The following is a 25,463-nucleotide window of genomic DNA, read 5'->3' on the forward strand; positions in this document are numbered from 1 at the left end:
ACGCTGGCAAGCCTCCATGCGTCCACTGCGTGACTGCCGGAGATTTGCCGTGAAACGACTGCTTGCCATCGCTGCCCTTTGCACCTCCACACCGCTGCTCGCTGCCCAGCCGGTCGAGGGCAAATGGCTGACCGAGGAACGCGACGCGATCATCACGATCGGCGATTGCGGCAACACGGTTTGCGGGCGCATTACCAAATTCCTCGTCGCCCCGCCGCAGGGCGCGGACCAGCGCGACGTCAACAATCGCGACCCCAAATTGCGCAGCCGCAAGCTGCTGGGCATGCCGGTGCTCTCCGGCTTCACCAAGGACGGCGACGAATGGCGCGGCCAGATTTACGACCCCAAGTGCGGCAAGACCTATCGCTCGATCATCCGCCGCGTGAATGCGACCACCCTGCAGGTTAAGGGCTGCATCGGCCCCTTCTGCCAGTCGCAAACCTGGAAGCGCGCGCGCTGAGTTAGGGTCAGGCCCCTACAGCCCCGCGCGCTCCGCCAGCCTCCGCGCGGCTTCGTCGAAGGACAGCTTGTCCTCCTCGCGGTCGACCGAATAATTCGCCTCGCGCATGGCCGCCACATCGATTGCTCCGACAAGCGGCTGGAGTGCCTCCACCACCGCGCTGTTCCGCCCGGCTTCGGGGCTGAGCAGGATGACCGCATCGTAGTTCGGGAAAGCGCCCTTCGGGTCGGCAAGGATGGTGAGATTGTCTGCCTCGATACGCCCATCCGAAGTATAGGCCCCGATGACCTGCGCCTCGCCCGAGCGCAGTGCGTTGTACATGAAGGTGGGCGAGAAATTGCGCTTCTCGCCAAACCGCAAGCCGTAGGCATCGCGCACCGCGATCCATTCTGGCCGCTCGAAAAACTCGGGGTCGCCGCCGATGGTCAGCTGCGGCGCGACACGCGCCACGTCCTCGATGGATTGGAGGCCGGTCATGTTTGCGCGCTCCTGCGTGGTGGCAAGGCCATAGGCGTTCTCGAACCCGAGCCGCCCGAGCAGGACGAGGCCGGTGTTCTCGGTCTCCCATTCCTCGATGGCGTCATACATTTCGCCGCGCGGGAGTTTGTCCTCGCGCTTCATCTGATTGGCCCAGATGGTGCCGGTGTAGTCGACATAGACATCGACCTCCCCGCTCGCGGCCGCGCTATGCGCCACGGCCGAGCCGAGCCCGTCGCGGTATTCGACGGCGAAACCCGCTGCTTCCAGCCGCTGTCCGATGAGGCGCGCGAGGATATATTGCTCGGAGAAGCCCTTGGCCCCGATGACAATACGGTCTTCGTCTTCTCCCGCGCCAAACTGCGCAAACAGCGCCGCGCCGACACCCAAAGCTACCGCCGCCAGCCCGCCGAGCCACGACCCGCGCCGCCGCTCGCGAAAGCCACGCTCGATGAGGCCGAGCAGCGTGTCGGCCACCAGCGCGAGACCCGCGCTCGCGATGCAGCCCGCCAGCACCAGCACCCAGTTCTGCGTCTGAAGCCCTGCGAAAATCGGGTCGCCGAGGCTTTTCTGGCCGATGGTCGTGGCGAGCGTCGCTGCGCCGATGGTCCAGACCGCAGCGGTGCGGATGCCCGCCATGATATAGGGTGCGGCCAGCGGGGCCTCGACCAGCAGGAGACGCTGGCGGAAACTCATGCCGACACCTTCTGCCGCCTCCATAACTCCGGGGTCGAGATTGGCCTGTGCGGTGACTGCATTCCTTAAGATGGGCAAGAGCGCATAAAGCGACAGCGCCAACAGCGCAGGCAAGAAACCGAGCGTCGGCAAGCCCTCGCCAAAGACGCTGCGCAGGCTGAGTAATATCGGGAAGAACAGCGCGAGCAGCGCCAGCGAGGGGATTGTCTGCACAAGGCTGGCAAAGGCGAGCGAAGCGCGCGCGACCTTGTCCGACCGGCTCGCCCAGACCGCAAGCGGAAGCGCCACCGCGATGCCGAGCGCAATGGCCGCCGCCGACAGCAGGACATGCGCGGCAAGCTGGTCGCCCAGCCCCATGAGCGCGGTCCACAAACCGTTCACTGGCCGAGTTCCTTTAGCCGCTCGGCCTGGTGGCGCGGGACGGCAACCAGTGCCTGCGCAACTTCACCGCCAGCACCTGCGACGAGCGCTTCGGGCTTCTCGTCGGCCACGATGCATCCCGCGTCCATCACCAGCACGCGGTCGGCCAACAGCAGCGCCTCGGCCATGTCATGCGTGACCATCACCGTGGTGAGGCCGAACTCCTCGTGCAGACCGCGCACCCGCTCGCCCAAGGCGTCGCGCGTAACCGGGTCGAGCGCGCCGAAAGGCTCGTCCATCAGCAGCAGGTGCGGCTCGGCGGCAAGCGCTCGCGCCACGCCGACCCGCTGGCGCTGCCCGCCCGAAAGTGCATCGGGCATCCGGCCCGCCATGCTGCGGTCGAGTTCGACAAGGTCCAGCAATTCGGCAATCCGACCCTCGCCCAGTTTCTCGCCCGCCAGCCGCGGCCCGATGGCGATATTCTCGCCTACGGTCATATGCGGGAACAGGCCGATGGACTGGAAGACGTAGCCGATGCGGCGACGCAGCGCGGCGAGCGGCAGGTCGGCCACATCCTCGCCCTCGAACATCACGCGCCCCTCGGTCGGCTCGACCAACCGGTTGACCATTTTCAACAGTGTCGACTTGCCCGACCCGCTCGCCCCGACCAGCGCGACGAATTGCCCTGCGGGTATTTCCAGCGAAACCCCGCGCACTGCGCCGGTCGCGCCATAGGATTTGGTCAGTTGCTGAAAGGCAAGCGCGGGCGAACTCACTCCGTCTCTTCGCCTTCCTCTTGCACTTCGGGCACGGTGTATTCGACGCGAGTCAGTTCGATGCGGCGTTCACCCGGCCCCGTTGCAATCATCGTGTCGCCCTTCATCCGGCCCGGTTGCCAGCAGCGCTCGAGCCCGTCCTCGTGGTCGGGCTTGAGGCAAAGCTGCTTGCCGCCCGGCCCGTCGGCATAGGTCCAGTCGCCTTCCTGCCAAGGGTCGCCATTGCGCAGGTCGCGATAGGTCCCGTCTTCGTCGAGCATGGTGACATAGCGCGCGCCGTCCTCCGCCATGACGCGCCATGCGGTGCCGGTGAAGGTATCGGGAGCGGGTTTGCCGGAGGGGCTGTCGCTCGGCTCGGTCGATGCCGCCTCTTCATCGCCGCCGGGGTCCTCCTCGACAGGAGTGCAGGCCGAAAGCCCAAGAACCACAGCGAGTGAAACTGAAAAAAGGGCGCGCAAACCAGCCTCCGTTGTCCCGTTCTATGCGACCCTAGGCAATGGAGAGCCGCTTGGCGAGAGGGCGCTCAGCGACCCAGCGATTTGAGCGGGAAGGCGATTTCCACGTCCAATCCGTCGTCGGAGAAAGCGCGGGTGAAGCGCCCGCCCAACTGCCCCTCGATAGCCATGCGCAACATGCGCGAACCGAAGCCTTCTCCCTCGCTGCTCTCGCGCTCGTCCTCGCACTTGGAGGACTCTCGCCAGAATACGCACACCTCGTCCGCTTCGCCGCAAGGCAGCTTGATTTCGATTTCCACCTTCCCGTCGGCATTCGACAGCGCGCCGTATTTCGCCGCATTGGTCGCCAGTTCGTGGAAGATGAGTGCCAGCGGTGTCGCTGCGCGGGCGCCGATATCGACATCGTCACCCGAGATATGAACCCTCTCACCTTTCGCGCCTTCATACGGTGCCAGCAGGTCCTCAAGCAGCCCTTTGAGCCGGTCCGCCCCGCGCCCGTCGTCGGGCCGGACGTAGTCATGCGCCGTGCCCAGCGCGCGGATGGCGGCGTTGAGATCCTCGGTGAATTCCTTGACCTCCGGCTTCCCGCGCGAGCGCAGGGCAATGAGGCCGGAGACGACCGCGAAGATGTTCTTGATACGGTGCGACAGTTCGCTCGCAAGCAAATCGCGCGATTCGGACAGGCGATGCGTCGTGTCGATATCGATGACCGTGCCGAACCAGCGCGTGCTGCGCCCTTCACGCGCGACCGGGACCGCCCGCGACTGGACCCAGCGATAGGAGCCGTCGGCCATGCGGATGCGCCATTCGTCCTCGAACAGTTTTCCGGCCGCCACCGTCTCGTTGAACTTGGCGACGCTGCGCTCCCAGTCTTCGGGGTGGATTGCCGCTTTCCAATCCTCGGTCCGTTTCGGCGCGTCGAGGCCCGTGGTCTCTTCCCACCGGGCGTTCACATAGCGGAAATTGCCCTCGCTATCACCCATCCAGGCGATGCCGGGCACGCTGTCGATCATATCGCGCAAATCGTCTTCGCGCCGCTCGACTGCAGCCAGCGCGCTTTGGCCGAGCCGCATCTGCGACATCCGCCGCATGACCGACTTGGCGAGCACTTCCATGCCCTCGCGCTGAAGCTCGGTAAGCCCACCCGGACGTGGCTCGGTGTCGATAACGCAGAGCGCGCCCAGCGGGGCACCTTCGGACGAGACGAGCGGAAAGCCAGCATAGAAGCGCAGCCCCATCGTTCCGGTCACGACCTCGAAGTCCGCAAACCTCGCGTCCTTCGTCGCATCCTCGACCACCAGCGGCTCGGTCCCGAGCATCGCGTGCGCGCAGAAACTGGTCGAGCTCGGCGTGCTGCTTTCCTTCAGGCCCGTCCGGGCGAGGAACAGCTGCTCCTCGCGTTCCACCACGGTCACGGTGGCAGCGGGAGTTCCGCAAAGCCGCGCTGCGAAGTCGGCGATTTCGCGCAGCTCGGCATCGTCCTGCAGCGCATCCGTCCCGTGAGCGGCGAGCACGGCAAGCCGGTCGTCCTCGCCGCAAAAGGCAGGATCGGGCTCTTGCCCCGAAGGCCACAGGATATTGTCTTTCTGGTACATCGCCGTCGCCGCCCTCTTTAGGCAGTATTTGCCTGCAGGACAAAGGCTTTGGTGGTTTGCGGGCGAGAAGCTGCACCATCGCGTTTGCCCCATCCCTGCCTCTTCGCTAGAGGCGCTCGCGCATACGAATTTTCGCGATGGCCCCAAGGAGAGAGCATGCGCGCGACACCCGATTTCGATTTCCAGCTTGGCGAAAGCGCCGAGATGATCCGTGAAAGCGTCGGCCGCTTCGCCGACGAACAGATCCAGCCGCTGGCCGAAAAGGTCGACCGCGAGGACTGGTTCCCGCGCGAATTGTGGGAGCCGATGGGCGAGCTGGGCCTGCACGGGATTACCGTGGCGGAAGACGATGGCGGCCTTGGCCTCGGCTATCTCGAACACGTTATCGCGGTGGAGGAAGTCAGCCGCGCGAGTGCAAGCGTTGGCCTTTCTTACGGCGCGCATTCCAACCTCTGCGTCAACCAGATTGCCCGCTGGGGCAACGAGGCGCAGAAGGCGAAGTACCTGCCCAAACTCATCAGCGGCGAACACGTCGGCAGCCTTGCCATGAGCGAGGCGAGCGCCGGGTCGGACGTCGTCTCGATGCGCACCAAGGCCGAAAAGGTCGATGGCGGCTATGTGCTCAACGGCACCAAGTTCTGGATCACCAACGCGACCTATGCCGACACGCTGGTGGTCTATGCCAAGACTGCTCCGGAAGCGGCCAGCCGCGGTATCACCACCTTCCTCATCGAGAAGGATTTCGACGGCTTCTCGATCGGCCAGAAGATCGAAAAGGTCGGCATGCGGGGCTCGCCCACGGCAGAGCTGGTGTTCGACGACTGCTTCGTGCCGGAAGAAAACGTGATGGGCCCCGAAAACGGCGGCGTCGGGGTGTTGATGAGCGGCCTCGATTACGAACGCGTGGTGCTCTCCGGCTTGCAGCTTGGCGTGATGCAGGCCTGCCTCGACACGGTCATTCCCTACCTTCGCGAGCGCAAGCAGTTCGGCAAGCCCATAGGCAGCTTCCAGCTGATGCAGGCCAAGGTCGCCGACATGTATGTCGCGCTGCAATCGGCCCGCGCCTACACCTATGCGGTGGCCAAGAGCTGCGATGCGAACAAGACCACCCGCTTCGATGCGGCAGGCGCAATCCTGCTTGCGAGCGAGAACGCCTTCCGCGTGGCCGCAGAAAGCGTCCAGGCACTGGGCGGCGCAGGCTACACGCTCGACTGGCCGGTGGAGCGCTACATGCGCGATGCCAAACTGCTCGACATCGGCGCGGGCACGAACGAAATCCGCCGCATGCTCATAGGGCGCGAACTGATCGGGGCGGCGGGGTGAGGCAACTCAACTTAAAGTTGACTTTCTCGCCGAATTTTCTATATGGCTCTCATATCTCCCTCGGCGCTTCGGTGCCGGGGCGCGCGGCGACCCTTGTGGTCGCCGTTGCTTTTTGAGGGGCACAAATGCGTACAAGAGTTTATGTCGACGGCTATAATCTCTATTACGCCTGCCTAAAACGCTCGCCTCACAAGTGGTTGAATATACATCAGCTTGCGTGCAGCCAACTCCCGAAGAATAGAATCGATAAGACACGGTACTTCACGGCCCGCGTCAGCGCTCGGCCTCACGATCCAAAACAACCGCAACGGCAAGAGACCTATTTTCGCGCTCTGGCCACCATACCCGAAATCGAAGTTCATTTTGGACACTTCCTTACGCATGAGGTTTCAATGCCTGACGCAGCTGCGTGGAAAGCTGGCCAATACAAACCTGTTCGCGTCGTAAAGACGGAAGAAAAGGGTTCTGATGTCAATCTGGCTACATATCTGCTCATGGATGCAGCAGATGACCTGTTTGATGTCGCAGTGATCATCAGCAACGACAGCGATTTGAAAGAGCCTATCAGATTGGTCAAAGACAAGTTTGGAAAGAGAATTGTTCTTCTCGGTTCGAGAAAAACGAGGCTGAGCGGTGCTCTTAAGCCACTTGCAGACTTCATTCGCCAATTTGGGCCTAATGCCCTCGAAGACGCCCAATTTAACAATGAGCTAACCGACAAAGTTGGCAAGTTCAAAAAGCCCAGCGATTGGTAATCGATGACCGCACCCGTTCTCACATCCACACTCGACCGCGAGGCGCCCGACGCCAAGGCGCGTTTCGAGCATAACAAATCGCTCGCAGCTGACCTGCGCTCCACCGTCGCTGCCGCGGCTCTGGGTGGCTCCGAAGGCAGCCGCGAGCGGCATGTCGGGCGGGGCAAGCTTTTGCCGCGCGAGCGGGTGGAGCGGTTGCTCGATCCGGGCAGCCCGTTTCTCGAGATCGGCCAGCTTGCCGCCAACGGCATGTATGGGAAGGACGCAATCAACGGCGCGGGGATGATCGCCGGGATCGGCCGCGTATCGGGCCGGCAGGTGATGATCGTGTGCAACGATGCCACCGTGAAGGGCGGCACCTATTACCCGATGACGGTCAAGAAGCACCTGCGCGCGCAGGAAATCGCACAGGAGAACCGCCTGCCGTGCATCTACCTCGTCGACAGCGGCGGCGCGAATCTGCCGCACCAGGCCGAGGTCTTCCCCGACCGCGACCACTTCGGGCGCATCTTCTTCAACCAGGCGAACATGAGCGCGCTCGGCATCCCGCAGATCGCCTGTGTCATGGGCAGCTGCACGGCGGGCGGGGCCTATGTGCCCGCCATGTCCGACGAGACAGTGATCGTGCGTAACCAGGGCACGATCTTCCTTGCCGGTCCCCCGCTCGTGAAGGCCGCAACTGGCGAGGAAATCAGCGCCGAGGACCTTGGCGGCGGCGATCTCCATGCCAAAAAATCGGGCGTGGTCGATCACCTGGCCGAGAACGACGAGCACGCGCTCACCATCGTGCGCGATATCGTCAGCCACCTCGGCGACAATTACGCCGCCGCAACCGGGGTACAATTGGCTGAACCGCGTCCGCCCAAGTTCGATGCCGACGATTTGTACGCCATCGTGCCCGAAGATGTCCGCGCTCCCTACGATGTTAAGGAAATTATCGCGCGTCTGGTCGACGGGTCCGAGTTCCACGAATTCAAGGCCCATTACGGCAGCACGCTGGTCTGCGGTTTCGCGCATATCTGGGGCATGCCGGTAGCCATTCTCGCCAACAACGGCGTGCTCTTTTCCGAAAGCGCGCAGAAGGGCGCGCATTTCATCGAGCTTGCCTGCCAGCGTCGCATCCCGCTGCTGTTCCTCCAGAACATCTCGGGCTTCATGGTCGGCGGGAAATACGAGGCGGAGGGTATCGCCAAGCATGGTGCGAAACTGGTGACTGCCGTTGCCACTGCCACCGTGCCGAAAGTCACCGTGGTCATCGGCGGCAGCTTCGGCGCGGGCAATTACGGCATGTGCGGCCGCGCCTACAGCCCGCGCTTCCTCTTCACCTGGCCCAACGCCCGCATATCGGTCATGGGCGGCGAGCAGGCCGCATCGGTCCTCGCCACCGTCCACCGCGACGCCGACACGTGGACCGAGGAGCAGGCCGAGGAATTCAAGGCCCCGATCCGCCAGAAATACGAAGACGAAGGCAATCCGTATTACGCCACCGCGCGGCTGTGGGACGACGGCGTGATCGACCCGGTGCAGACGCGCGACGTGCTTGGGCTGGCGTTTGCCGCAACGCTAGAAGCGCCGATACCAGAGAAGCCGCAATTCGGCGTGTTCAGGATGTGACGATGCAGCTGCAAACCGCGCATTGCGAGTGGCCGGTCGACACGGAGGACCAGCTCAGGGCATGCCTCGAGGCGCTCGACGAGAACGATGAATTCGCCATCCTGTCCACCGGCCCGCAGCGTTACATGCAGACCGCCGTACAGGCTGAAGGGTTCGTCATAGAAAAGCGCGAAGGTTCAGAGGATACGCATTTCCACGCGCGCCTCGCCGGCGAGGGTTCGGATGGCCCGCGCGCAGTAGACTGCGATGAGAAGCGTGGCTGGCTCGCACGACTGTTTCCGATTCGGTCACGCCCTCCTGCCGCCCACCATGTCTTTGCACGCGAAGAAATGGTCGAGGTTCTCGTCGCCTATTACCTCCAGCAGCCCAGCCCCGCTTTCGTGAGGTGGGCGGAGGGCTACTGAACGCAGGCGAATTCGGCAGTCCCCGCGGAACCTCCAAGCCCCTCCAACCATTGGCAAAACATAGCATGGGGGTTGGACCGGGCTAAGGAGAATTCCCGTGGAAGGACAAGAAGTCACCATCGCGGTCATCGCGATTATCGTCGTTGTCGGCGCGTTGCTGGCATGGCTCTTCCTCCAGCGCAAACGCACGCAGGAACTGCGCGACAAGTTCGGCGACGAATACGACCGCACCGTGAGCACGCATGGCAAGCGGCGCGATGCCGAGGCCGACCTCATCGAGCGCGAGGAACGGGTTAAAAAGCTCGACATCCGCCCCCTCACCGCAGCCGAGCGCGATCGCTACGCCGCCGACTGGAAAGATGCGAAAGCGCTGTTCGTCGACAGCCCGGTCGAAGCCGTCGCCAAGGCCGACCGCCTGCTTACCGACGTGATGAACACCCGTGGCTATCCCATGGCCGATTTCGAGAAGCGCCACGCCGACCTCACCGTCGACCATGGCGATGTCGCCAAGCACTACCTCGCCGGCCATGAAATCGCCGACCGTTCGAGCGATGCGACCACCGAGGAATTGCGCCGCGCCATCAACCATTACGAGGCGCTGTTCAGCGAGATGACCAGCGATGCCGCGGAAGATACTCCGACGCGCGACCGCGACCATGACGGGGTCGACGACCGCATCGAGGATGCGCCGGTCCGCCCCGACACCGACCCTGCGCTCACCGAGCGCGACAAGGTCTGATTTCCATACGCCCCTCTCGCTTTCCCCTCCGGACCTGCTAACCGGAGGGCAGGAGAGAGAATGCCACGCGCAAATTTCAGGAAGCCGACGCTGCTGAGCCGCCTCGTGCGGCGCATCATCATGGTGCTCTACCGGCTTAAGGGCTGGAAGCTCGACGGGGACCTGCCCGATATCGACAAGTTCGTTATTGCGGGCGCGCCGCATACGTCGAACTGGGACTTCGTGTTCTTCATCGGCGCGACGGCCGAAAAGGGCGTGCAGCCCAATTTCATGGGCAAGCACACGCTGTTCCAGGGGATGATACGCAACTTCATGTTCGACATGGGCGGCATCCCGGTCGATCGCCGCAGGCGCGCCAATGTCACCCAGCAGATTGCCGAGGAATTCGCCGCGCGCGAACACCTCGCGCTGGTCATCGCGGCAGAAGGCACGCGCTCGACCGACGGCAGCTGGAAGTCGGGGTTCTACCACATCGCGCGCGCAGCCAATGTCCCGATCGTACCCGCCTATGTGAACAACGAGACGATGACGCTCGGCTTCGGCCCGGCCATCGTGCCGACCGAAAGCTATGGCGAGACGCTGGCCGAAATCGCGCGTTTCATGCAGTCCAAGCTCCCCGGCTACAAACGGTTCGACATCCTGGAGAAACAGGCGCAGCGCCTGATCGAGGAGGAGAAGGCCGATGGTTGAGATGTTGCTGGTGAACGCCGCCGTGCTGGTGGCAGTGGTGCTGGTGCTCTGGGCCATCTCGGTCAAGATCGACGACGTTTCCTTCATCGACAGTTTCTGGGGCGCAGGCATGGCGCTGATGGCTTTCACCAGCTGGTTGCAGCTCGATGAGCCGGGTGCGCTCGCCAACCTGCTTCTGGCAATGACGGCTGCGTGGGGCCTCAGGCTCGGCATCTACCTCTTGCGCCGCTGGCGGGCCGAGGGCGAGGACAAGCGCTACGAACGTATGCTGCGCAAAGACCGCGATAAGGGCCGTTTCGCCTTTGCTGCGCTGACCAAGATCTGGCTCGGACAAGCATTCCTGCTGTTCCTCGTCAGTTCGCCTGCGCAAGTCGGAATCCTGTCGAGCGAAGCGCCAGCGCCGATCGTTGGCCTCGCATGGGCGGGCATCGCGCTTTACCTTGTCGGCATCACCTTCGAATGGCTCGGCGACTGGCAATTGGCGCGCTTCAAGGCCGACCCTGCCAACAAGGGCGAGGTGATGGACTCCGGCCTCTGGCGCTATACCCGCCATCCCAACTATTTCGGCGATGCCTGCGCCTGGTGGGGCATCTGGCTGGTCGCTGCGAGCGTGAGCTGGGAAGTTGCCGCATGGACCGTGATCGGCCCGCTCTTCCTCACCTTCACGCTGGTCAAATGGTCGGGCGCAGCGCTGCTGGAGAAGGGTATGAAGCATACCCGACCGGGATATGAGGAATACAAGCGCCGCACCTCGGCCTTCATCCCGATGCCGCCGAAGAAAAACGGCTGATTTTGGGCCACGCAGGGGTTTAACCCTCCCCTCGATTGGCTACATTGACCCTCCGCCTATTCGCCAAGGGAGCGCCAGCGTGAGCGACAAGGATATCGAGCAGCAACGCCAGCGTTTCGCACGCGAGGCGATGGCCTTGCTCGAACGCACCGGCGAGGAGGTGAGCCGGTTGCGGCTGGCCGCCGAACTCGGCGTGGCGCGTGCCCGGATGGAGGCAGTCTTCCCCGAGGAAGGCGATTTGCTCGACGCGATCACTGCCGAATGGTTCGCACCCAAGATTGCGATGATGGACGAGGTGATGGGGACAGACCTGCCGCCGCGCCGCAAGATGTACGAGTTCTTCGCCCGCCGGTTCGCGCTGCTGCGGCAGAACTTCCAGGAGGACCCGGCCACCTTCCGCCTCTATGTCGAGATGGGCGAACGCTATTTCGAATATGCGCAAAGCTATATCGACCTTGCCGACCATTATTTGTGCGAACTCATTGTCGAAGCGCAGGCCGACGGTCATCTTGCAGGCATGGACGTCGACGATGCGCGTTCGATCATCAACCAGATGGTCATCGGCTATATCCAGCCCTACCTCATCGCCATGATCGGCGAGCGGCTGTCCGAAGGCAAGCTGGCGGCCATTATCGATGCGATTTTCGACGGGCTCAGCGCGAAGGACGGCGGGGCGCGGGGAACCGGCAAGCTTCACGCGGCCTGATTGGTGACCCCGCGCAGAATCCTTTTCATCGGGCTGAATTATGCGCCCGAGCCGATCGGCATCGGGCCCTATTCGGCCGGCTTGGCCGAAGCGCTGGTCGAACGCGGCCACTCGGTCGATGCGGTGGTCGGGCAGCCCTATTATCCCGACTGGAAACTGTTCGACGGGTTCGAGCGGCGGTGGAAGACAAGCGTCGAGAACGGCGTTTCGGTGACGCGCTGCCCGCATTACATTCCCGCCAATCCGACCGGTTCGCGGCGGGTCGCGCACCATGCGAGTTTTGCCAGCAGCGCCTATCCGGCGGCGCGCAAATTGCGTCGCGCGACGCCGCCGGACCTCGTGTTCACGGTCGCCCCGTCGATGGTTGCCGCGCCGGTTGCGCTGCGCATGGCGCGCAGGGCCGACGTGCCGCTGTGGCTGCATGTGCAGGATTTCGAGGTCGGTGCCGCGCTCGCCACCGGGCTTATCGAGCGCGAGAGCCGCGCCGCTGTCGCTGCCGCACGCTTCGAGGACCGGATGCTGCATTCGGCGAACCTCGTATCCACCATCAGCCATCCGATGTGCCAGCTGCTCGAAAGCAAGGGGGTGGCGAAGGACCGCATCCTCGAGATGCGCAACTGGGCGAACCATACCGCTGCGATTGTGCAGGGTGATGGGTCGGCCTTCAGGCGCGAGTGGGGCTTGGAAGGCAAGACGGTCGCTCTTTACTCGGGCAATATCGCGAACAAGCAGGGGCTCGACGTGGTCATCGAAGCGGCGCGGCTGATGCAGGAGCGGGAGGATATCGTCTTCGTGATTTGCGGCGAGGGGCCGAACCGCAAGAATCTCGAGCAGCTTGCGAGCGGACTTGGGAACGTCATCTTCCGTGACCTGCAGCCCGAACATCGCATCGGCGATTTGCTGACCATGGCGGACATCCACTTGCTGCCGCAATTGCACGATGCCGCCGACCTCGTGCTGCCCTCCAAGCTCGGGAACATGCTGGCGAGCGGCAGGCCGGTGATTGCCACCGTGCGCCCCGGCACCGGCATCGCGCGCGAGCTGGTCGACTGCGGCATCGTGGTCCCGCCCGAAATGCCCGAGGCGATTGTCTCGGCCCTCGAGGCGCTGGCAGCGCATCCCGACTATCGCGAGACGATGGGGCGCGCCGCTGCCGAACGTGCGCGGACGGCCTGGTCGAAAGAGTCGGTGGTGGACCGGTTCGAGGAGGGACTGGAGCGCCTGCTCGGCTAGACGCCCATCTCGATGAGCAGCGCGTCGATGTGGCTGCGATAGGCAGCAAAGTCGCGCAGCTTCGCCTCTTCCATCGCCGCCAGCCGCATTTCGTGGAGCAGTTCGCGGTCCTCGATGAGCCGCGTCATCGCCTGTTCCACCTGCGCCGCGTTCGGCCTTTCCATCACGATGCCACTCCTATCGCTCGCACCCAGACCGGCGGCGGCGGATTGGATGATGGCGAGGCCCGAGGCCATCGCCTCGATGAGCACGATGGCCGAACCCTCGCAATGGCTCGGAAAGACCAGCGCGTGGTGTCGGCGCATGATGACGGGCATCTCGGGCCGGGGGACGGACCCGAGGATGTCGATGCGGTCGGCAACAGGCGCGAGCAGTTTCTCGGGCACCATGACGGGCCCGACCAGCGTCAGTCTTGCGCCGCTCTTAGGCAGGGCGCGAATGGCGTCGACGATGTGCTGGACGCCTTTCCTCGCCGAGACCTGTCCCGCAAAGAGGAAGCGTACCGGTTCGTCTTTCGGAACCGGTGGCGGTGCGGGCGCTCCGGCAAACAGCCCGGCGTCGTAGGAATAGGGTAGCAGCACCAGCTTTTCGGCGAGGCCGGTTACCGGCGAGTATTTCCTGACGCTCTCCATCACGAAGGGACTGCCGCACACGATGCGGTCGGCGTGTTCGTACTCGATATCGTTGCGCGCGATGCGCTGCTCGCTCCAGCGCGGCGTGCCCTTGGCCAGCCAGTCGCCATGCGTGTCGGCGATGCGCTCGACCTCCTCGTTCCAGTAGCGCCCGTCGGCAATCGTGCGGTCGAGGATTTTTGGGCACTGGCTCGTGCGCTTGTCGGCAAAAGCGGCGAAGGCGGAATTGTCGTAGCCCCAGAGCGCGAACGGTCCTTCGCGCGCTGCGATGGCCGCGACGCGTTTGCCGAAAGCTTTGTTGAGCACGGCATCCACCCGCCGCCCCAGTTCGACTGCTCCCGCACGGGTCGCGAGCCTTTCGGGCAGTTCGTAGCGCGGGAAGGCGCGGACCTTTGACGGGTCGAGTCCAGCGCTCGCAAAACGGCCAAGTTCGCGCTTGAGGACGCGCCCGGGTGCTCCCGGAAGCCTGTGAGCCAGCCGGTGCGGCAGGCTGCCGGGATGGTCGAACAGGCCGGTTATCAGGAACGCCAGCCGGTCCAGCCCCTGCAGCGCGAGCGCGGTCTGCCTGCTGTGCTGTGTGCCGGGATGGAGGACGACCGTTCTCATCTGCCGTCAGCCCTATCCGCAAACCTCGCTGGCGCAAAAAGCATTTTCCTACATCTCTGCGCGTGGTTAACCGAATGGGTTCATCCGATTCAAACCAAGGAACCGAAAGCGATGAGCGACCCCATTCCCGTCCAGACCCCCGGCGGCTTCGCGCCCGCCTATGTTTCCGGCTTCGACGACGGCTCCGGCCACCTCGCGCTGGTCGCCGAAACGCGCCCGCTGCCGGTCCACGCCTCCCCGCCGAGCGTGCCTGCCGCACTCGAAGGAACGACATTCGGAGACATTCTCGCCGGTCCCTTCACGCCTGCCGCAATGACTCCGGTCTTCTGCACGCTGTCGGGCGACTGGCAGGGCAGCGTCGAAGTCAAACGCTCGACCGATGGCGGCGCGACTTTCCACCCTCTCACTGTCGCGGGCGCGCCGTGGGGCTTGTTCTCCGGCAATGCCTGCGAGCCAGTGTGGGAAGAAGCCGAAACCGCTGCCACGCTCTGGCTCGACTGCAAAGTAACATCGGGCACGCTCACCTTCAGGCTCGCCCAATGAGCGCGCTCGCCATCCCCGCGCTGGGCCTCGCCAGCCGCGCCGCGCAGGCGCTACCCGCGCTCTACGGCGACCTCGCACGGCGCAGCCCCGCAGCCGATGTCGCGCGGCTCGATTCCACCGGGCACGACGAACCCGGCAAAGGCGCGGCCAGCTACATCAGCGATGGCCTCTGCGACGAACCCCTCCTCGCCGCACATCCGCGTTTCGTTTTCCGCACCGCCAACAACCGCATCTTCCGCCTCATGCCCGAAGCCGGTTCGCTCTCGGTCGAGCAGGGCGGCGCCGCAGGCGATGGTGCGGTCAACGACCAGCCCGCGCTGCAGGCCGCCATCGACTACGCCCATGCGGCAGGCGCACGCGAATTGCGTTTCGAGAACGAAATCTACCGCGTCGACTGCCCCCCGCGCTATTCGCCGGTCGAGGACAAGCGCGCAGAAGACGGCCGCCCGCTCGTCATCCGCAAGTCGCTGTCGCTCAAAGGCTGCGCTCCCAACCGCACCACGCTCGACTTCCGTGCGATGGACGGCGTGGACCCCGAGACCGACTGGCAACTCGTCGCCAAGTCGGCCAGCGACCCCACGCTTTCGGTCTGGCGCGGCGGAGCCATCTACCTCCAAGGCGACGTTCCCGACCCCGGCGAGGGCCAGCGCTCCATCGCACGGCTCGAACTCGACCGCCTCGTCCTCAAGGGCAACCGGCAGAACACCGGCGCTTGGACCTACCCCGCCGACCCCATCTCGGGCGACGGCTGGGACATTTCCGACCGCGGACTGTGGGTGCAGGATTGCTATGTCGGCGAAATCCACATGCGCGACACCGACATGACCGGCTTCAAGGGCGAGGTGGTCTATCTCGCGGGCTCGGCCAACGCGGTCGAGAAGGTTGTGCTCAGCAATTGCCGCTTCGCCACTTCCAACGGCAGCGCCTTCAACCCCGGCATCGATTGCGAGGTGCTGGCCACCGATTGCAGCTTCGGCGACTGCTTTCAGGCGCAGGAGGATGTCGCCAAGACCCGCGCGGTCTATCGCAATTGCACATGGCACGATTGCGACCACATGGCGCTGGGCTGCGGCTCGGCCAACGGGGTCTATTACGCGCAGGCCTATCCCACCCGCGATGCCGATGCGCCGCCGCCCGTCACCGTGCTCGACAATTGCGAGTTCCGCTCCATCCGCTCGCTGCGATTCCAGAGCTGGGTGCGCGGGACTATCCGCACCATCGACACGACGGTCAGCCTCAATGGCAGCGATGCCATGGCCTTGCGCGATACCGACCTTGCCATCGAAGCCTGGCTCGACCGCAAGAACGGCATCCACGCGCTTTCGCTCAATGGCGTGGCGAGCCTCACCGAAGCAGTCCCCGGAGCGCCTGCGGGCATCTACAAGCTCCCGCCCGCCAATGTGCGCTTGAAGCTCTCGCACCATCGCACCGAGCAGGCACGCGCAAACGGCTTCGAATGGTGGGGCAGCTACTGGACCGGCTATGTCCACCGCAGCTGCGCCATGCATGTCGAGGGCGATTGCGCGGGCAACCGCCTCCCCAATGGCGGGGCGAACCCTGTCTCCATGCCGCTCGTCACTTACGAACGCGGGCGTTACACCAGCCGCGGCTGGGCGCGCGGGTGGTACAAGCTGCCCGCCATCACCGGCTCGGGCGAAATCGCGCCAGCCGCCCCATTCATGACGGTGCAGATGGCGAGCGGCATCATCGCCGACATGACCCTGCGCCGCACACCTACGGGCGGGGCGGATTACGGCTTTTCCGACGGCCAGCGCATCCGCATTTTGAAGCATGATGCGACCGGCAGCATCCGCTTCGTGAAGGGCGCTTCCTCCAGCTTTGCAGTCAATGAGACCCGCGTGCTCGACAATGCCTACGACTGGATAGAGTTCAGCTACAACCGTGACTGGCAACGCTGGGAGGAGGAAGGCTTCTTCTCCGACGCCTGATAATCTGCACATGGCCTCGCTCACACGGGAGGGGACAAAACGCCCCTCCCCGCTTGCCGTTGGGCTCGCCATGCGGAATCACTGCTGCATGGCGATTCTCTCCGACAAATGGATCCGCGAGGCGGCAACGCAGCGCGGCATGATCGAACCCTTCACCGAGGCCCAGCGCCGCGAGGGGAATATCTCCTACGGCCTGTCGAGCTTCGGCTACGACGCGCGCGTGGCGGACGAGTTCAAGATCTTCACCAATATCGACAATGCCATCGTCGACCCGAAGGATTTCGCCGCCACCAGCTTCGTCGACCGCCAGACCGACGTCTGCGTGATTCCGCCCAACAGCTTCGCGCTCGCGCGGACGGTGGAATATTTCCGCATTCCCGACGACGTGCTGGTCATCTGCCTCGGCAAGAGCACCTATGCGCGCTGCGGCATCATCGTGAACGTCACCCCGCTCGAGCCGGGCTGGGAAGGCCATGTGACGCTGGAGTTTTCGAACACCACACCGCTGCCAGCGAAGATTTACGCCAATGAGGGCGCGTGCCAGTTCCTGTTCCTCAAGGGCAACGAGCGCCCCGAAGTCACCTATGCCGACCGCGCGGGCAAATACATGGGCCAGCGCGGGGTCACACTGCCGAGATTGTGAGCCGCGCGCGGCGGTGACGCTGCGTTTTTGACTCTTCGCTTCGGCCAGCGCACACATTCTCCCAAAGTGGGAGATTTGGCATGGCTGACCGTGAATTCGACATCATCGTTTATGGCGCAACCGGCTACACCGGCCGCCTCGTCGCCGAACATTTCGTGCGCGAATACGGCAGCCGCGATGACGGGCCCAAATGGGCGATGGCGGGCCGCAGCGAGGACAAGCTGACCGCCGTACGCGATGAAATCGGCGCGCCCTCGACCACGCCGATGATTGTCGCCGATGCGAGCGATGCGGCGAGCCTCGAGGCCATGTGCAAGCGCACCAAGGTCGTCATAACTACCGTTGGACCCTACCAGCTTTACGGCGATGCGCTGGTCGAGGCCTGCGTGAAGACGGGCACCGACTACACCGATTTGTGCGGCGAGCCTGCCTGGATGGCCGAGAAAATCGAGCAACACCACGAAGCCGCAAAGGCCAGCGGCGCGCGCATCTGTTTCTCCTCCGGCTTCGATTCCATCCCCTTCGACCTCGGCGTGCTGATGCTCCAGAAGGAGGCCGAAAAGCGCCACGGCTCGCCTGCCCCGCGGGTGAAAGGTCGCGTGCGCAAGATGCAGGGGACGTTCTCGGGCGGCACCGCGGCCAGCCTTGGCGCGACGATGAAGGCGGCGATGAAGAACCCCAAGATCATCGGCCAGCTGCGCGACCCCTTCGCGCTCACCCCCGGTTTCGAAGGACCCGACCAGCCCAGCGGCATGGTCCCGCGCTACGAGGAAGAGACCGGCAAATGGGCCGCGCCCTTCGTCATGGCGCCCATCAACACCAAGAACGTCCACCGCACCAATTTCCTGCGCGGTTTTCCGTACGGGAAAGACTTCCGCTATGACGAGATGGTGCTCACCAGCCCCGGCGATGCGGGCAAGGCGGCGGCCAATGCTGCGGTCGAGCTGATGAAGAACCCCTTTGGCGCCAAGCCGCCCAAGCCGGGGGAAGGCCCGAGCGCGGAAGAGCGCGAGAACGGCTTTTACGACGTGCTCTTCATCGGCTCATGGCCCGACGGGAGCGGGCTGCACTACAGCGTGAAGGGCAAGTTCGATCCCGGCTACGGCTCGACCAGCCGGATGATCGGCGAGACCGCCATGGCGCTGCTCGAAAGCGATGCGGAAGGGGGCGTGGGCACGCCCGGATCCTTCCTCGGCGAGGCACTGGTCGAGCGCCTGCGCGACCACGCGCACCTCACCTTCGCAGTCGAGGACTAGGCTAGAGGCTCATCCTCAGCGCGAGGCTGAAATTGCGGCCCGGCAGCGTCACGTAATCCTTGGTGAAGCTGGCGTGGCGGCGACCCGTTTCGTCGAAGATATTCTCTGCCTTGAGGATGAGCGTAATCGCCGGATTGCCGCGCACCGGGCGCCAGCTGGCCGAGGCGTTGACGAAGGTATAGCCCTCGGTCTCGGTCTCGAACGGCGCGACGTCTCGCTGGGCCGCAAACCATTCGACCTCGCCGCGCACGGTGAAATCCCCGCTCTCGCCTTCGAGCGCGCCCATGAGCGCCAGCGGCGGGATGCGCGGGACGCTGGTGCCGTCGGAAAGCTCGGCCTCGACATATTCGCCGCGCAAATCGAGCTTCGCATCGAGGCTGTCGCTATCGATGAAGTTCCAGATCAACTCGCCCTCGATGCCCGAATAGGTGGCATCCTGCTGGCGATATTCGAAGACCGGCAGCCCGTCCTCTTCCTCGCTCGTTTCGGAGAGATAGATGTAGTCGTCGAACCAGTTGCGATAGGCCGCGAGGCTGAATTCGAACGGGCCCGAGACGCCGCGGATATAGGCTTCGCCGCCCCATGCTTTCTCAAGGGTCAAATCGGGATCGCCGATTTCAAAGGCCTGCGTCGCGATGTGCGGGCCGCCCGAGAAGAGTTCCTCGGCGCTCGGAGCACGCGAAACGCGCGAGACGTTCACGCCGGTGCGGATGGTGGCATCGAGCTTGTAGGCAAGACCGAGCGCGCCGGAGAAGCCGTCGAAGCTCCGCTCCAGCCCGAGCGGGACCGAGTCCACGCTTGTGTTCTCGTACCGCGCCGCGCCTTCGAGCTGGACGGCGCCATTGCCGTATTCCTGCAGTGCGAAGAAAGCGATTTGCTCGGTGCGGTTGGGCGCGACATAGGCTTCTGCGCCTTCAGCGAAGAAATCGCGGAAGTAATATTGCGTGCCGATGGAGCCGCGCAGCACGCCGCCCGAATTCTGTTCGAGCTCGGCGCGCGCCTCGATGCCCTGCACGTCGAACACCGTGCCGACTTCCTCGCCTTCGAATTCGGTGTGGGTGTAGTCGGAATAGCCGGCGCGCAGCTTCAGCCGTTCGAAGAACCCGTCGCCGAGGCGAATGTCGCCGCGCATGTCTGCGCGGTACTGGCGCAGGCCGATGTTGACCGTTTCGGGGCCTTCTTCCTCGATTTCGAGTTCACCACCCTCTTCTTCCTCGCCATGCGCATGGCCTGCGCCGGGGCGGATGGGGATGCCGTAGAAGGTGTCGTAGACGCCGACCGATACGCCGAGGCTCGATTCGTTGCGGAAGAAAGCGAAACCGGCATTCGCAGTCCATGTCTCGGTGCCGCTGTTGGGCAGGAAATCCTGCTGCAGCGCCAGTTCGCGCAGCTCTTCGGCCTCGTCCAGATGACCTTCCTCTGCTTCCTCGTCCGCCTCTTCGAGCAGCTCGGCGCGCAGGCCCGGAGCAACGAGATAGCCAGGCACTTCGAGGTCGTCCGTCTGGCGATAGCTGCCGTCGACATGCGCCACGAAGCCGCTGCCGAGCGGGATATCCAAACTCGCCCCGCCTTCGCGCAAGTCGCTCACCGTGTCGGCGCGCAGCAGCGCGTCGACGTGGAAGGCCTCGTTGGGGATTCGGCGCGGGATGCGCTTGTCGACCACATTGACCGCGCCGCCGATGGCCTGGCTGCCGTAGAGCAGCACGGCAGGACCGCGCAGGACCTCGACATATTCGGCGGTCAGCGGGTCGATGGAGACGGCATGGTCGGCGCTGGTGTTCGAGACGTCGATCGCGCCGATACCGTCGACCAGCACCTTGACGCGCTCGCCCGAGAAGCCGCGCAGGATCGGGCGCGAGGCACCGGGCGCGAAACCGCTGGCCGTCACCCCCGGCACGCTGGTGAGCACTTCGCCAAGCTGTCCGTCCATATTCGCATCGAGCGTGTCGCTTTCGATGACGCTGACGCCCGCGAGCAGGTCGAACTGGCGCAGGCTTGAGCCGGTCACGATGATCGTTCCGTCCTTGTCGACCTTGCGGTTGTGAAGGTCGTCCTCTGCCGTTTCCTCGACAATGATGGTCTGCGAGTCCGGCGCCTCTTCATCCTGCGCCAGGGCTGGCACGGAATGAGCGACGGCGATGAGCGAAAGCGAGGCCGCGAGACGGCGGCGCGTGGCTATATTGTGATACAACATAACCGCCTGAATAGGGATTTTGCGAAGGCATGCAAGGACGCCCGCGACAAACCGCATATGCATGCGACCAACGGCATGGGGCCGCCGATGGGCGGTTGTTACACTAAGGATGTTGGAGAAAATGGAGCGGGCGAGGCGATTCGAACGCCCGACCCCAACCTTGGCAAGGTTGTGCTCTACCCCTGAGCTACGCCCGCTCACTGACGCTCTACCGAACCTGTGGCCCGGTGGGGAGGCGCGCAACTAGCAACGGCTTTTGAGTCTCGCAAGACAAAAAATGCACTTTTTTGACCCGCGCCTTTCGAGCGCCTAGGCCCCTTCACATTCGCGCGCCGGGACCCACATGGGCGGGCGACGTTATATATACTGAAGGGAAGTTTTACGTGGCGAGCATGGGATTGAGCATCGACGAGCAGAAGGCGGTCGAGAAGTTCAAGAAAGACGTTGTCGAACCGTCGATGACGAAGCTCGTCATCCTCGATTTCTTCGCCGAGTGGTGCGGGCCGTGCAAGGCCGTCGCCCCCATGCTGGAGAAGGTCACGGGCGAATATGCCGACAAGGGCGTGGTGCTGGTCAAGGTCGATGTCGACAAGGAACAGTTCATCGCCGCGCAGTTCCAGGTCCAGTCCATCCCGACCATCTATGCCATGTTCCAGGGCCAGCCGGTGGCCGACCTCACGCAGGCCCGCAGCGAATCGCAGCTGAAGGAAGTGCTCGACCAGATCCTCGCGCAGCTTCCCATTGAAGGCGGCGATGCCGGCGGTGCGCAGGCGCAGGCCGCCGAGCAGGTCGAGCAATTTGTGACTATGGGCGAGCAGGTGCTGAGCGAAGGCGATGCCGCGCGCGCTGCGGGTATCTTCGCGCAGGTCACCGAAATGGCGCCCGACAATGTGGCCGCGCATGCAGGTCTTATCCGCGCGCTGACTCAGGCGGACCAGGTCGAGGAAGCCAAGGCCGTACTCGCTTCGGTCGAGGCCAATCCGGCGATGGCTGGGGACACTCTTATCGAAAACGCCAAGGCCGCGCTCGAACTGGCGGGCAACAAGGTCGATGATGGCGAATTGGCGGGCCTCCGCGAGAAAGCCGCAGCAAATCCCGACGATATGGATGCGCGCCTTGCCTATGCCGAGGCCGCCTTTGCCGCGGGTAAGCGCGATGCCGCTGCCGACGAACTGCTCGCCATGGTCGAACAGGACCGCGAGTGGAACGAGGGCGCCGCGCGCACCAAGCTGCTCGACATCTTCAACGCCGTGGGGCTGGAAGACCCGTGGGTGGTTGCCACCCGCCGCCGCCTGTCGAAATTGCTGTTCGGATGAGCGAGACCAGACGCCTCTCCATCTTCCCGCTGCCCGGCGCCATCCTGTTCCCGGGCCTGCAATTGCCGCTGCACGTCTTCGAGCCGCGCTACCGCGAACTGGTCGGCAGCGCGCTCGCCAAGGACCGGCTCATCGGCATGGTCCAGCCGCAGCGCAATGCCGAAGGCTCGCCGCTCTATGCCATCGGCTGTCTTGGCCGTATCGGCGATGTCGAGGCGCTGGAGGACGGGCGTTACAATATCGTGCTCGAAGGCGAGCAACGCTTCCGCATTTCGCAGGAGCTGGAGGTGAACACCGCCTTCCGCCAGGTCGAGGCCGAACTCATCGACGACCCGGAAGGCGAAGTCCTCGCCAGCGTCGAGCGCGCGGGCTTCGAATTCGAGGCGAAGCGCTTTGCCGCCATGCAGGGCTATTCGGTCGACTGGGATTCGGTCGAGCGCCTGGACGACGAGACGCTCATCAACGGTGTCGCGCAGATTGCGCCCTTCGACAGCGCCGCCAAGCAGGCTCTGCTGGAGGCGGACACGCTCTCCGAACGCTGCGAGCTGATGATCCAGCTGATGCAGTTCTTCGCCCTGCGCGACGACGGGGACGAAATCGTTACCCTGCAGTAGTTTGTTTTGCGAAGCCGCCTCCGCGGCTTCATCCTCGCTAGACGTGCAGCAAGCTGCACCCGCTGCGGGCGGCCTTGCAGGTGGCCTTTGGCCAGCTAAGTCTTCTACTTCGCTTCCGCCCTTGCGGTTCGCTAATCGCGAACCGTTTTCTCAAAGGTTGAAGGACCCTCTCAGCCCGTCGATCACATACTGAGCCGCAAGCGCTGCCAGCAGCACGCCAAGCACGCGGGTGATCGCTGCTTCCACCTTGTCGCCGAACAGCCGCATCAGCGGGCCCGCAGCGATCAGGGCAAGCATCGTGATGAACAGCGCCGCTGCCAGCGCGCCGAGGACGGTGAATGTCTGCGCTAGGTCGTCCGCCTCGTTCATCAGCAGCATGATGGCCGCAATCGCGCCCGGCCCGGCCAGCATGGGGATGGCCATGGGGAAGATGGAAACGTCCTCCACCTCCGGTGTGGCTGCGACTTTCTCTGCCCGCTCCTCGCGGCGCTGGGTGCGTTTTTCGAAGACCATTTCGAAGGCAATCCAGAACAGCATGAGGCCGCCCGCGATACGGAAGCTGTCGAGGTCGATGTGCAGCGCGCCCAGCAATTGTTCGCCGAAGAGCGCGAAGATCAACAGGATGACCCCCGCGATAAAGGTCGCGCGAATAGCCATGTTGCGGCGCTGGGCCTGCGTCGCGCCCTTGGTCAGGCCTGCGTAGATCGGTGCGCAGCCCGGCGGGTCGATGACCACGAAAAGCGTGATGAAGGCGGAGAGGAAGAGCTGGGTCATTCGGAGCGATCCGCTGCGAGGTTCACATCGACGACCTGCCGCCAGCCGTCTTCACCGGCAAGCCAGACGTCGTAGCGCCGCTCGCCCTCGCCCACGAGGTGGAAGCTCCATGCAAGCGTGCCGTCCTGCGATGTCGAAACGCGCGCGCCCTGCTCCACCGCGGGAGCGGCGAGGCGCTGGTCGCAGCTCGCCACATTCGAGGCGATCATGTCGGGCTTCACTGGCGCCTCGTCCTGCGGATAGCCGAAGTCGAACACCCAGCGATATTCGCCGTCGGACTGCCGCTGCCAAACGGTGTTGAAAGTGCCGACCTGGCCCTCGGGGTCGACGAAGCCGCCCTGCGTCACGGCAAGCGACCCGTCGCAGCTCGACCACACGCGGTGCGGCTCCCACTGGACGGCAGCAGGCGGGTTTTCCTGCGCCTTGAGCCACGGCTTGGCCTCGATGGCGCCATTGCGTCCGAACAGCAGTCCGCCGTCGGCCGCATATTCGGCAAAGGCGGTCCACTGCCCGTCTTCCTGCGCCGCGCGGGCGAAGGCGAGCTCGGTGGCGACGACCTTGCCCGGATTGGCGCGCGCTTCCATGAAGCGGCCATAGGGCGTGCGCGGGCCGGTGGCCGTGCAGGCGGTCAGCGAAACGAGCGTGAGGCCGAGTATGGCAGCGCGCAGCATCACAGGATCTCGGGCACCGCGAGGCCCGCATTGCGATAGGCCGCGACCAGCGTGTTCCTGAGCAGCACGGCGATGGTCATCGGACCCACGCCGCCGGGAACGGGAGTGATGGCCGAAGCCACGCCTTCTGCGCCCGCATAGTCGACATCGCCGACCAGCCGCCCCTTCTCCTCGCCCTCGGCGGGAGGCAGGCGGTTGATGCCGACGTCGATGACGGTCGCGCCGTCCTTCAGCCATTCGGCCTTGACCATTTCCGCGCGCCCCACGGCGGCAACCACGATATCGGCGCGCTTGACCACGCCGGGCAAATCCTTCGTTCGGCTATGCGCGATTGTGACGGTGGCGTTGGCGTCGAGCAGCAGCTGCGCCATCGGCTTGCCGACGATGTTGGAGCGCCCGATGACCACCGCCTCGAGGCCCGACAAATCGCCAAGCCGGTCGGTCAGCAGCATCATGCAGCCCAGCGGCGTGCAGGGCACGAATCCGCTCTGCCCGACCGCGAGGCGGCCCGCATTGGTGACGTGGAAGCCGTCGACGTCCTTGTCGGGGCTGATGGCGGCAATCACCGCCTGGTCGTCGAGATGGCCGGGCAGCGGAAGCTGGACGAGGATGCCGTCCACCGCCTCGTCGGCATTGAGCTGCTCGACCAGCGCAAGAAGGTCCGCCTCGCTGGTGTCGGCGGGCAGGCGATGCTCGAAGCTTTCCATGCCTGCGGCCACGGTCGCCTTGTGCTTGCTGCGCACATAGACCTGGCTCGCCGGGTCTTCGCCCACCAGCACCACGGCGAGGCCGGCCTTGCGGCCAGCCTTGTGCTCGAACTGCGTGGCCAGCGCGCCTACTCGCTCGCGCAGCAGCGCGGCAAAGGCTTTTCCGTCGATACGTTCAGCGGTCATGCGGCGTACACGATGTTTTCGAGGACGATGAGGATGATCTGCAGCAGGATGATGACCACCAGCGGCGAGAAATCGACCATGCCGGTGTTGGGCATCAGATTGCGGATGGGCCGCAAAATGGGGTCGAGCAGGCGGTTGATGCCATCGTAGAAGCCGAGCAGGAATTCGTTGCGACCGACCACGTTGAAGGCAAACAGCAGGCCGATGATGAACTGGATGATGATGAGCATCACGAAGACGGACGCGATCATCGAAACGATTTGGTAGAGCGTAATGAGCACTTAGGTCGAACCCCGTCT

The 25,463-nt window shown here is 64.3% G+C and carries 26 protein-coding genes and 1 tRNA gene; 16 read left to right on the top strand and 11 right to left on the bottom strand.

The features are described from left to right. Positions 1-49 precede the first annotated feature (49 nt). Entirely contained in the window at positions 50-460 is a 411-nt protein-coding gene (locus K3152_RS09605; protein WP_345719790.1) for a DUF2147 domain-containing protein, read from the top strand. 15 nt (positions 461-475) lie between these two features. Here the strand turns inward: K3152_RS09605 and K3152_RS09610 are convergent, their stop codons facing one another. From K3152_RS09610 to K3152_RS09625, 4 genes are all read right to left on the bottom strand, one after another. Then, the gene (locus tag K3152_RS09610; RefSeq protein WP_221573908.1) at positions 476-2,014 is read right to left on the bottom strand and encodes an ABC transporter permease/substrate-binding protein; all 1,539 of its coding nucleotides are present in this window, start codon (positions 2,012-2,014) and stop codon (positions 476-478) included. Further along, positions 2,011-2,769 carry an ATP-binding cassette domain-containing protein gene (locus K3152_RS09615; RefSeq protein ID WP_221573909.1) on the bottom strand — a complete coding sequence of 253 codons (759 nt, stop codon included), beginning with the start codon at positions 2,767-2,769 and terminating at the stop codon, positions 2,011-2,013. The genes K3152_RS09610 and K3152_RS09615 overlap by 4 nt, the downstream gene beginning before the upstream one ends. Continuing rightward, complete coding sequence (locus tag K3152_RS09620; RefSeq protein ID WP_221573910.1) at positions 2,766-3,197, bottom strand: hypothetical protein; 432 nt, start codon at positions 3,195-3,197, stop codon at positions 2,766-2,768. Before K3152_RS09620 ends, K3152_RS09615 begins: the two co-directional genes overlap by 4 nt. Positions 3,198-3,292: 95 nt before the next feature. After that, positions 3,293-4,819 carry a sensor histidine kinase gene (locus tag K3152_RS09625; RefSeq protein WP_221573911.1) on the bottom strand — a complete coding sequence of 509 codons (1,527 nt, stop codon included), beginning with the start codon at positions 4,817-4,819 and terminating at the stop codon, positions 3,293-3,295. 156 nt (positions 4,820-4,975) lie between these two features. Here K3152_RS09625 and K3152_RS09630 point away from each other — a divergent pair, with 156 nt between their 5' ends. From K3152_RS09630 to K3152_RS09670, 9 genes are all read left to right on the top strand, one after another. Continuing rightward, positions 4,976-6,142: an isovaleryl-CoA dehydrogenase gene (locus tag K3152_RS09630; RefSeq protein ID WP_221573912.1), complete on the top strand. Its 1,167-nt coding sequence runs from the start codon at positions 4,976-4,978 to the stop codon at positions 6,140-6,142. Between the two features lie 125 nt (positions 6,143-6,267). After that, positions 6,268-6,897 carry an NYN domain-containing protein gene (locus K3152_RS09635; protein WP_221573913.1) on the top strand — a complete coding sequence of 210 codons (630 nt, stop codon included), beginning with the start codon at positions 6,268-6,270 and terminating at the stop codon, positions 6,895-6,897. A 3-nt stretch (positions 6,898-6,900) separates the two neighbouring features. After that, positions 6,901-8,511: a carboxyl transferase domain-containing protein gene (locus K3152_RS09640; protein WP_221573914.1), complete on the top strand. Its 1,611-nt coding sequence runs from the start codon at positions 6,901-6,903 to the stop codon at positions 8,509-8,511. Positions 8,512-8,513: 2 nt separating this feature from the next. Then, positions 8,514-8,915, top strand: a complete 402-nt coding sequence (locus K3152_RS09645; protein WP_221573915.1) for a hypothetical protein — start codon at positions 8,514-8,516, stop codon at positions 8,913-8,915. A gap of 97 nt (positions 8,916-9,012) precedes the next feature. Beyond that, positions 9,013-9,654, top strand: a complete 642-nt coding sequence (locus K3152_RS09650) for a hypothetical protein (protein ID WP_221573916.1) — start codon at positions 9,013-9,015, stop codon at positions 9,652-9,654. Between the two features lie 60 nt (positions 9,655-9,714). Continuing rightward, a complete protein-coding gene (locus K3152_RS09655; protein WP_221573917.1) occupies positions 9,715-10,344 on the top strand; it encodes a lysophospholipid acyltransferase family protein in 630 nt (209 codons plus the stop codon). Beyond that, positions 10,337-11,134 carry a DUF1295 domain-containing protein gene (locus tag K3152_RS09660; protein WP_221573918.1) on the top strand — a complete coding sequence of 266 codons (798 nt, stop codon included), beginning with the start codon at positions 10,337-10,339 and terminating at the stop codon, positions 11,132-11,134. The genes K3152_RS09655 and K3152_RS09660 overlap by 8 nt, the downstream gene beginning before the upstream one ends. Before the next feature lie 79 nt (positions 11,135-11,213). After that, entirely contained in the window at positions 11,214-11,840 is a 627-nt protein-coding gene (locus K3152_RS09665; protein ID WP_345719791.1) for a hypothetical protein, read from the top strand. Between the two features lie 3 nt (positions 11,841-11,843). After that, positions 11,844-13,073: a WcaI family glycosyltransferase gene (locus K3152_RS09670; RefSeq protein WP_221573919.1), complete on the top strand. Its 1,230-nt coding sequence runs from the start codon at positions 11,844-11,846 to the stop codon at positions 13,071-13,073. On the opposite strand, the gene K3152_RS09675 is transcribed toward K3152_RS09670, so the two are convergent. Next, on the bottom strand, positions 13,070-14,311 hold the full coding sequence (locus tag K3152_RS09675) for a glycosyltransferase family 4 protein (protein WP_221573920.1): 1,242 nt from the start codon (positions 14,309-14,311) through the stop codon (positions 13,070-13,072). The genes K3152_RS09670 and K3152_RS09675 overlap by 4 nt on opposite strands. A gap of 111 nt (positions 14,312-14,422) precedes the next feature. Between K3152_RS09675 and K3152_RS09680 the strand changes: the two genes are divergently transcribed. The 4 genes from K3152_RS09680 to K3152_RS09695 all read left to right on the top strand — a co-directional run bounded on the left by K3152_RS09680 (position 14,423) and on the right by K3152_RS09695 (position 18,702). Continuing rightward, a complete protein-coding gene (locus K3152_RS09680) occupies positions 14,423-14,854 on the top strand; it encodes a hypothetical protein (protein WP_221573921.1) in 432 nt (143 codons plus the stop codon). Further along, entirely contained in the window at positions 14,851-16,803 is a 1,953-nt protein-coding gene (locus K3152_RS09685; protein WP_221573922.1) for a hypothetical protein, read from the top strand. The genes K3152_RS09680 and K3152_RS09685 overlap by 4 nt, the downstream gene beginning before the upstream one ends. An 88-nt stretch (positions 16,804-16,891) precedes the next feature. Beyond that, entirely contained in the window at positions 16,892-17,446 is a 555-nt protein-coding gene (gene dcd, locus K3152_RS09690; protein WP_221573923.1) for a dCTP deaminase, read from the top strand. Between the two features lie 80 nt (positions 17,447-17,526). Further along, positions 17,527-18,702 (top strand): saccharopine dehydrogenase family protein, encoded by a 1,176-nt coding sequence (locus K3152_RS09695; protein ID WP_221573924.1) that lies wholly within the window; start codon positions 17,527-17,529, stop codon positions 18,700-18,702. Between the two features lies 1 nt (position 18,703). Here the strand turns inward: K3152_RS09695 and K3152_RS09700 are convergent, their stop codons facing one another. Both K3152_RS09700 and K3152_RS09705 read right to left on the bottom strand, forming a co-directional pair. Further along, positions 18,704-20,896 carry a TonB-dependent receptor gene (locus tag K3152_RS09700; protein WP_221573925.1) on the bottom strand — a complete coding sequence of 731 codons (2,193 nt, stop codon included), beginning with the start codon at positions 20,894-20,896 and terminating at the stop codon, positions 18,704-18,706. A 122-nt stretch (positions 20,897-21,018) separates the two neighbouring features. Continuing rightward, a tRNA-Gly gene (locus K3152_RS09705) sits at positions 21,019-21,093 on the bottom strand. A 195-nt stretch (positions 21,094-21,288) separates the two neighbouring features. On the opposite strand from K3152_RS09705, the gene K3152_RS09710 reads away from it, so the two are divergent. After that, positions 21,289-22,212, top strand: coding sequence for a tetratricopeptide repeat protein (locus tag K3152_RS09710; RefSeq protein WP_221574373.1), 924 nt, complete (start codon positions 21,289-21,291; stop codon positions 22,210-22,212). After that, positions 22,209-22,826: an LON peptidase substrate-binding domain-containing protein gene (locus K3152_RS09715; RefSeq protein WP_221573926.1), complete on the top strand. Its 618-nt coding sequence runs from the start codon at positions 22,209-22,211 to the stop codon at positions 22,824-22,826. Before K3152_RS09710 ends, K3152_RS09715 begins: the two co-directional genes overlap by 4 nt. A 150-nt stretch (positions 22,827-22,976) precedes the next feature. Here K3152_RS09715 and K3152_RS09720 read toward each other — a convergent pair whose 3' ends face one another. From K3152_RS09720 to K3152_RS09735, 4 genes are read right to left on the bottom strand one after another with little or no spacing between them, the layout of a single operon-like run. Then, on the bottom strand, positions 22,977-23,600 hold the full coding sequence (locus K3152_RS09720) for a MarC family protein (RefSeq protein ID WP_221573927.1): 624 nt from the start codon (positions 23,598-23,600) through the stop codon (positions 22,977-22,979). After that, positions 23,597-24,271 (bottom strand): hypothetical protein, encoded by a 675-nt coding sequence (locus tag K3152_RS09725; protein ID WP_221573928.1) that lies wholly within the window; start codon positions 24,269-24,271, stop codon positions 23,597-23,599. The genes K3152_RS09720 and K3152_RS09725 overlap by 4 nt, the downstream gene beginning before the upstream one ends. Next, the gene (folD, locus tag K3152_RS09730; protein ID WP_221573929.1) at positions 24,271-25,164 is read right to left on the bottom strand and encodes a bifunctional methylenetetrahydrofolate dehydrogenase/methenyltetrahydrofolate cyclohydrolase FolD; all 894 of its coding nucleotides are present in this window, start codon (positions 25,162-25,164) and stop codon (positions 24,271-24,273) included. The genes K3152_RS09725 and folD overlap by 1 nt, the downstream gene beginning before the upstream one ends. Next, the gene (locus K3152_RS09735; protein ID WP_345719792.1) at positions 25,161-25,445 is read right to left on the bottom strand and encodes a YggT family protein; all 285 of its coding nucleotides are present in this window, start codon (positions 25,443-25,445) and stop codon (positions 25,161-25,163) included. Before K3152_RS09735 ends, folD begins: the two co-directional genes overlap by 4 nt. Positions 25,446-25,463 lie beyond the last annotated feature (18 nt).

Origin of the sequence: Qipengyuania polymorpha, assembly GCF_019711435.1 — a bacterium.
Taxonomy (GTDB): Bacteria; Pseudomonadota; Alphaproteobacteria; order Sphingomonadales; family Sphingomonadaceae; genus Qipengyuania; species Qipengyuania polymorpha.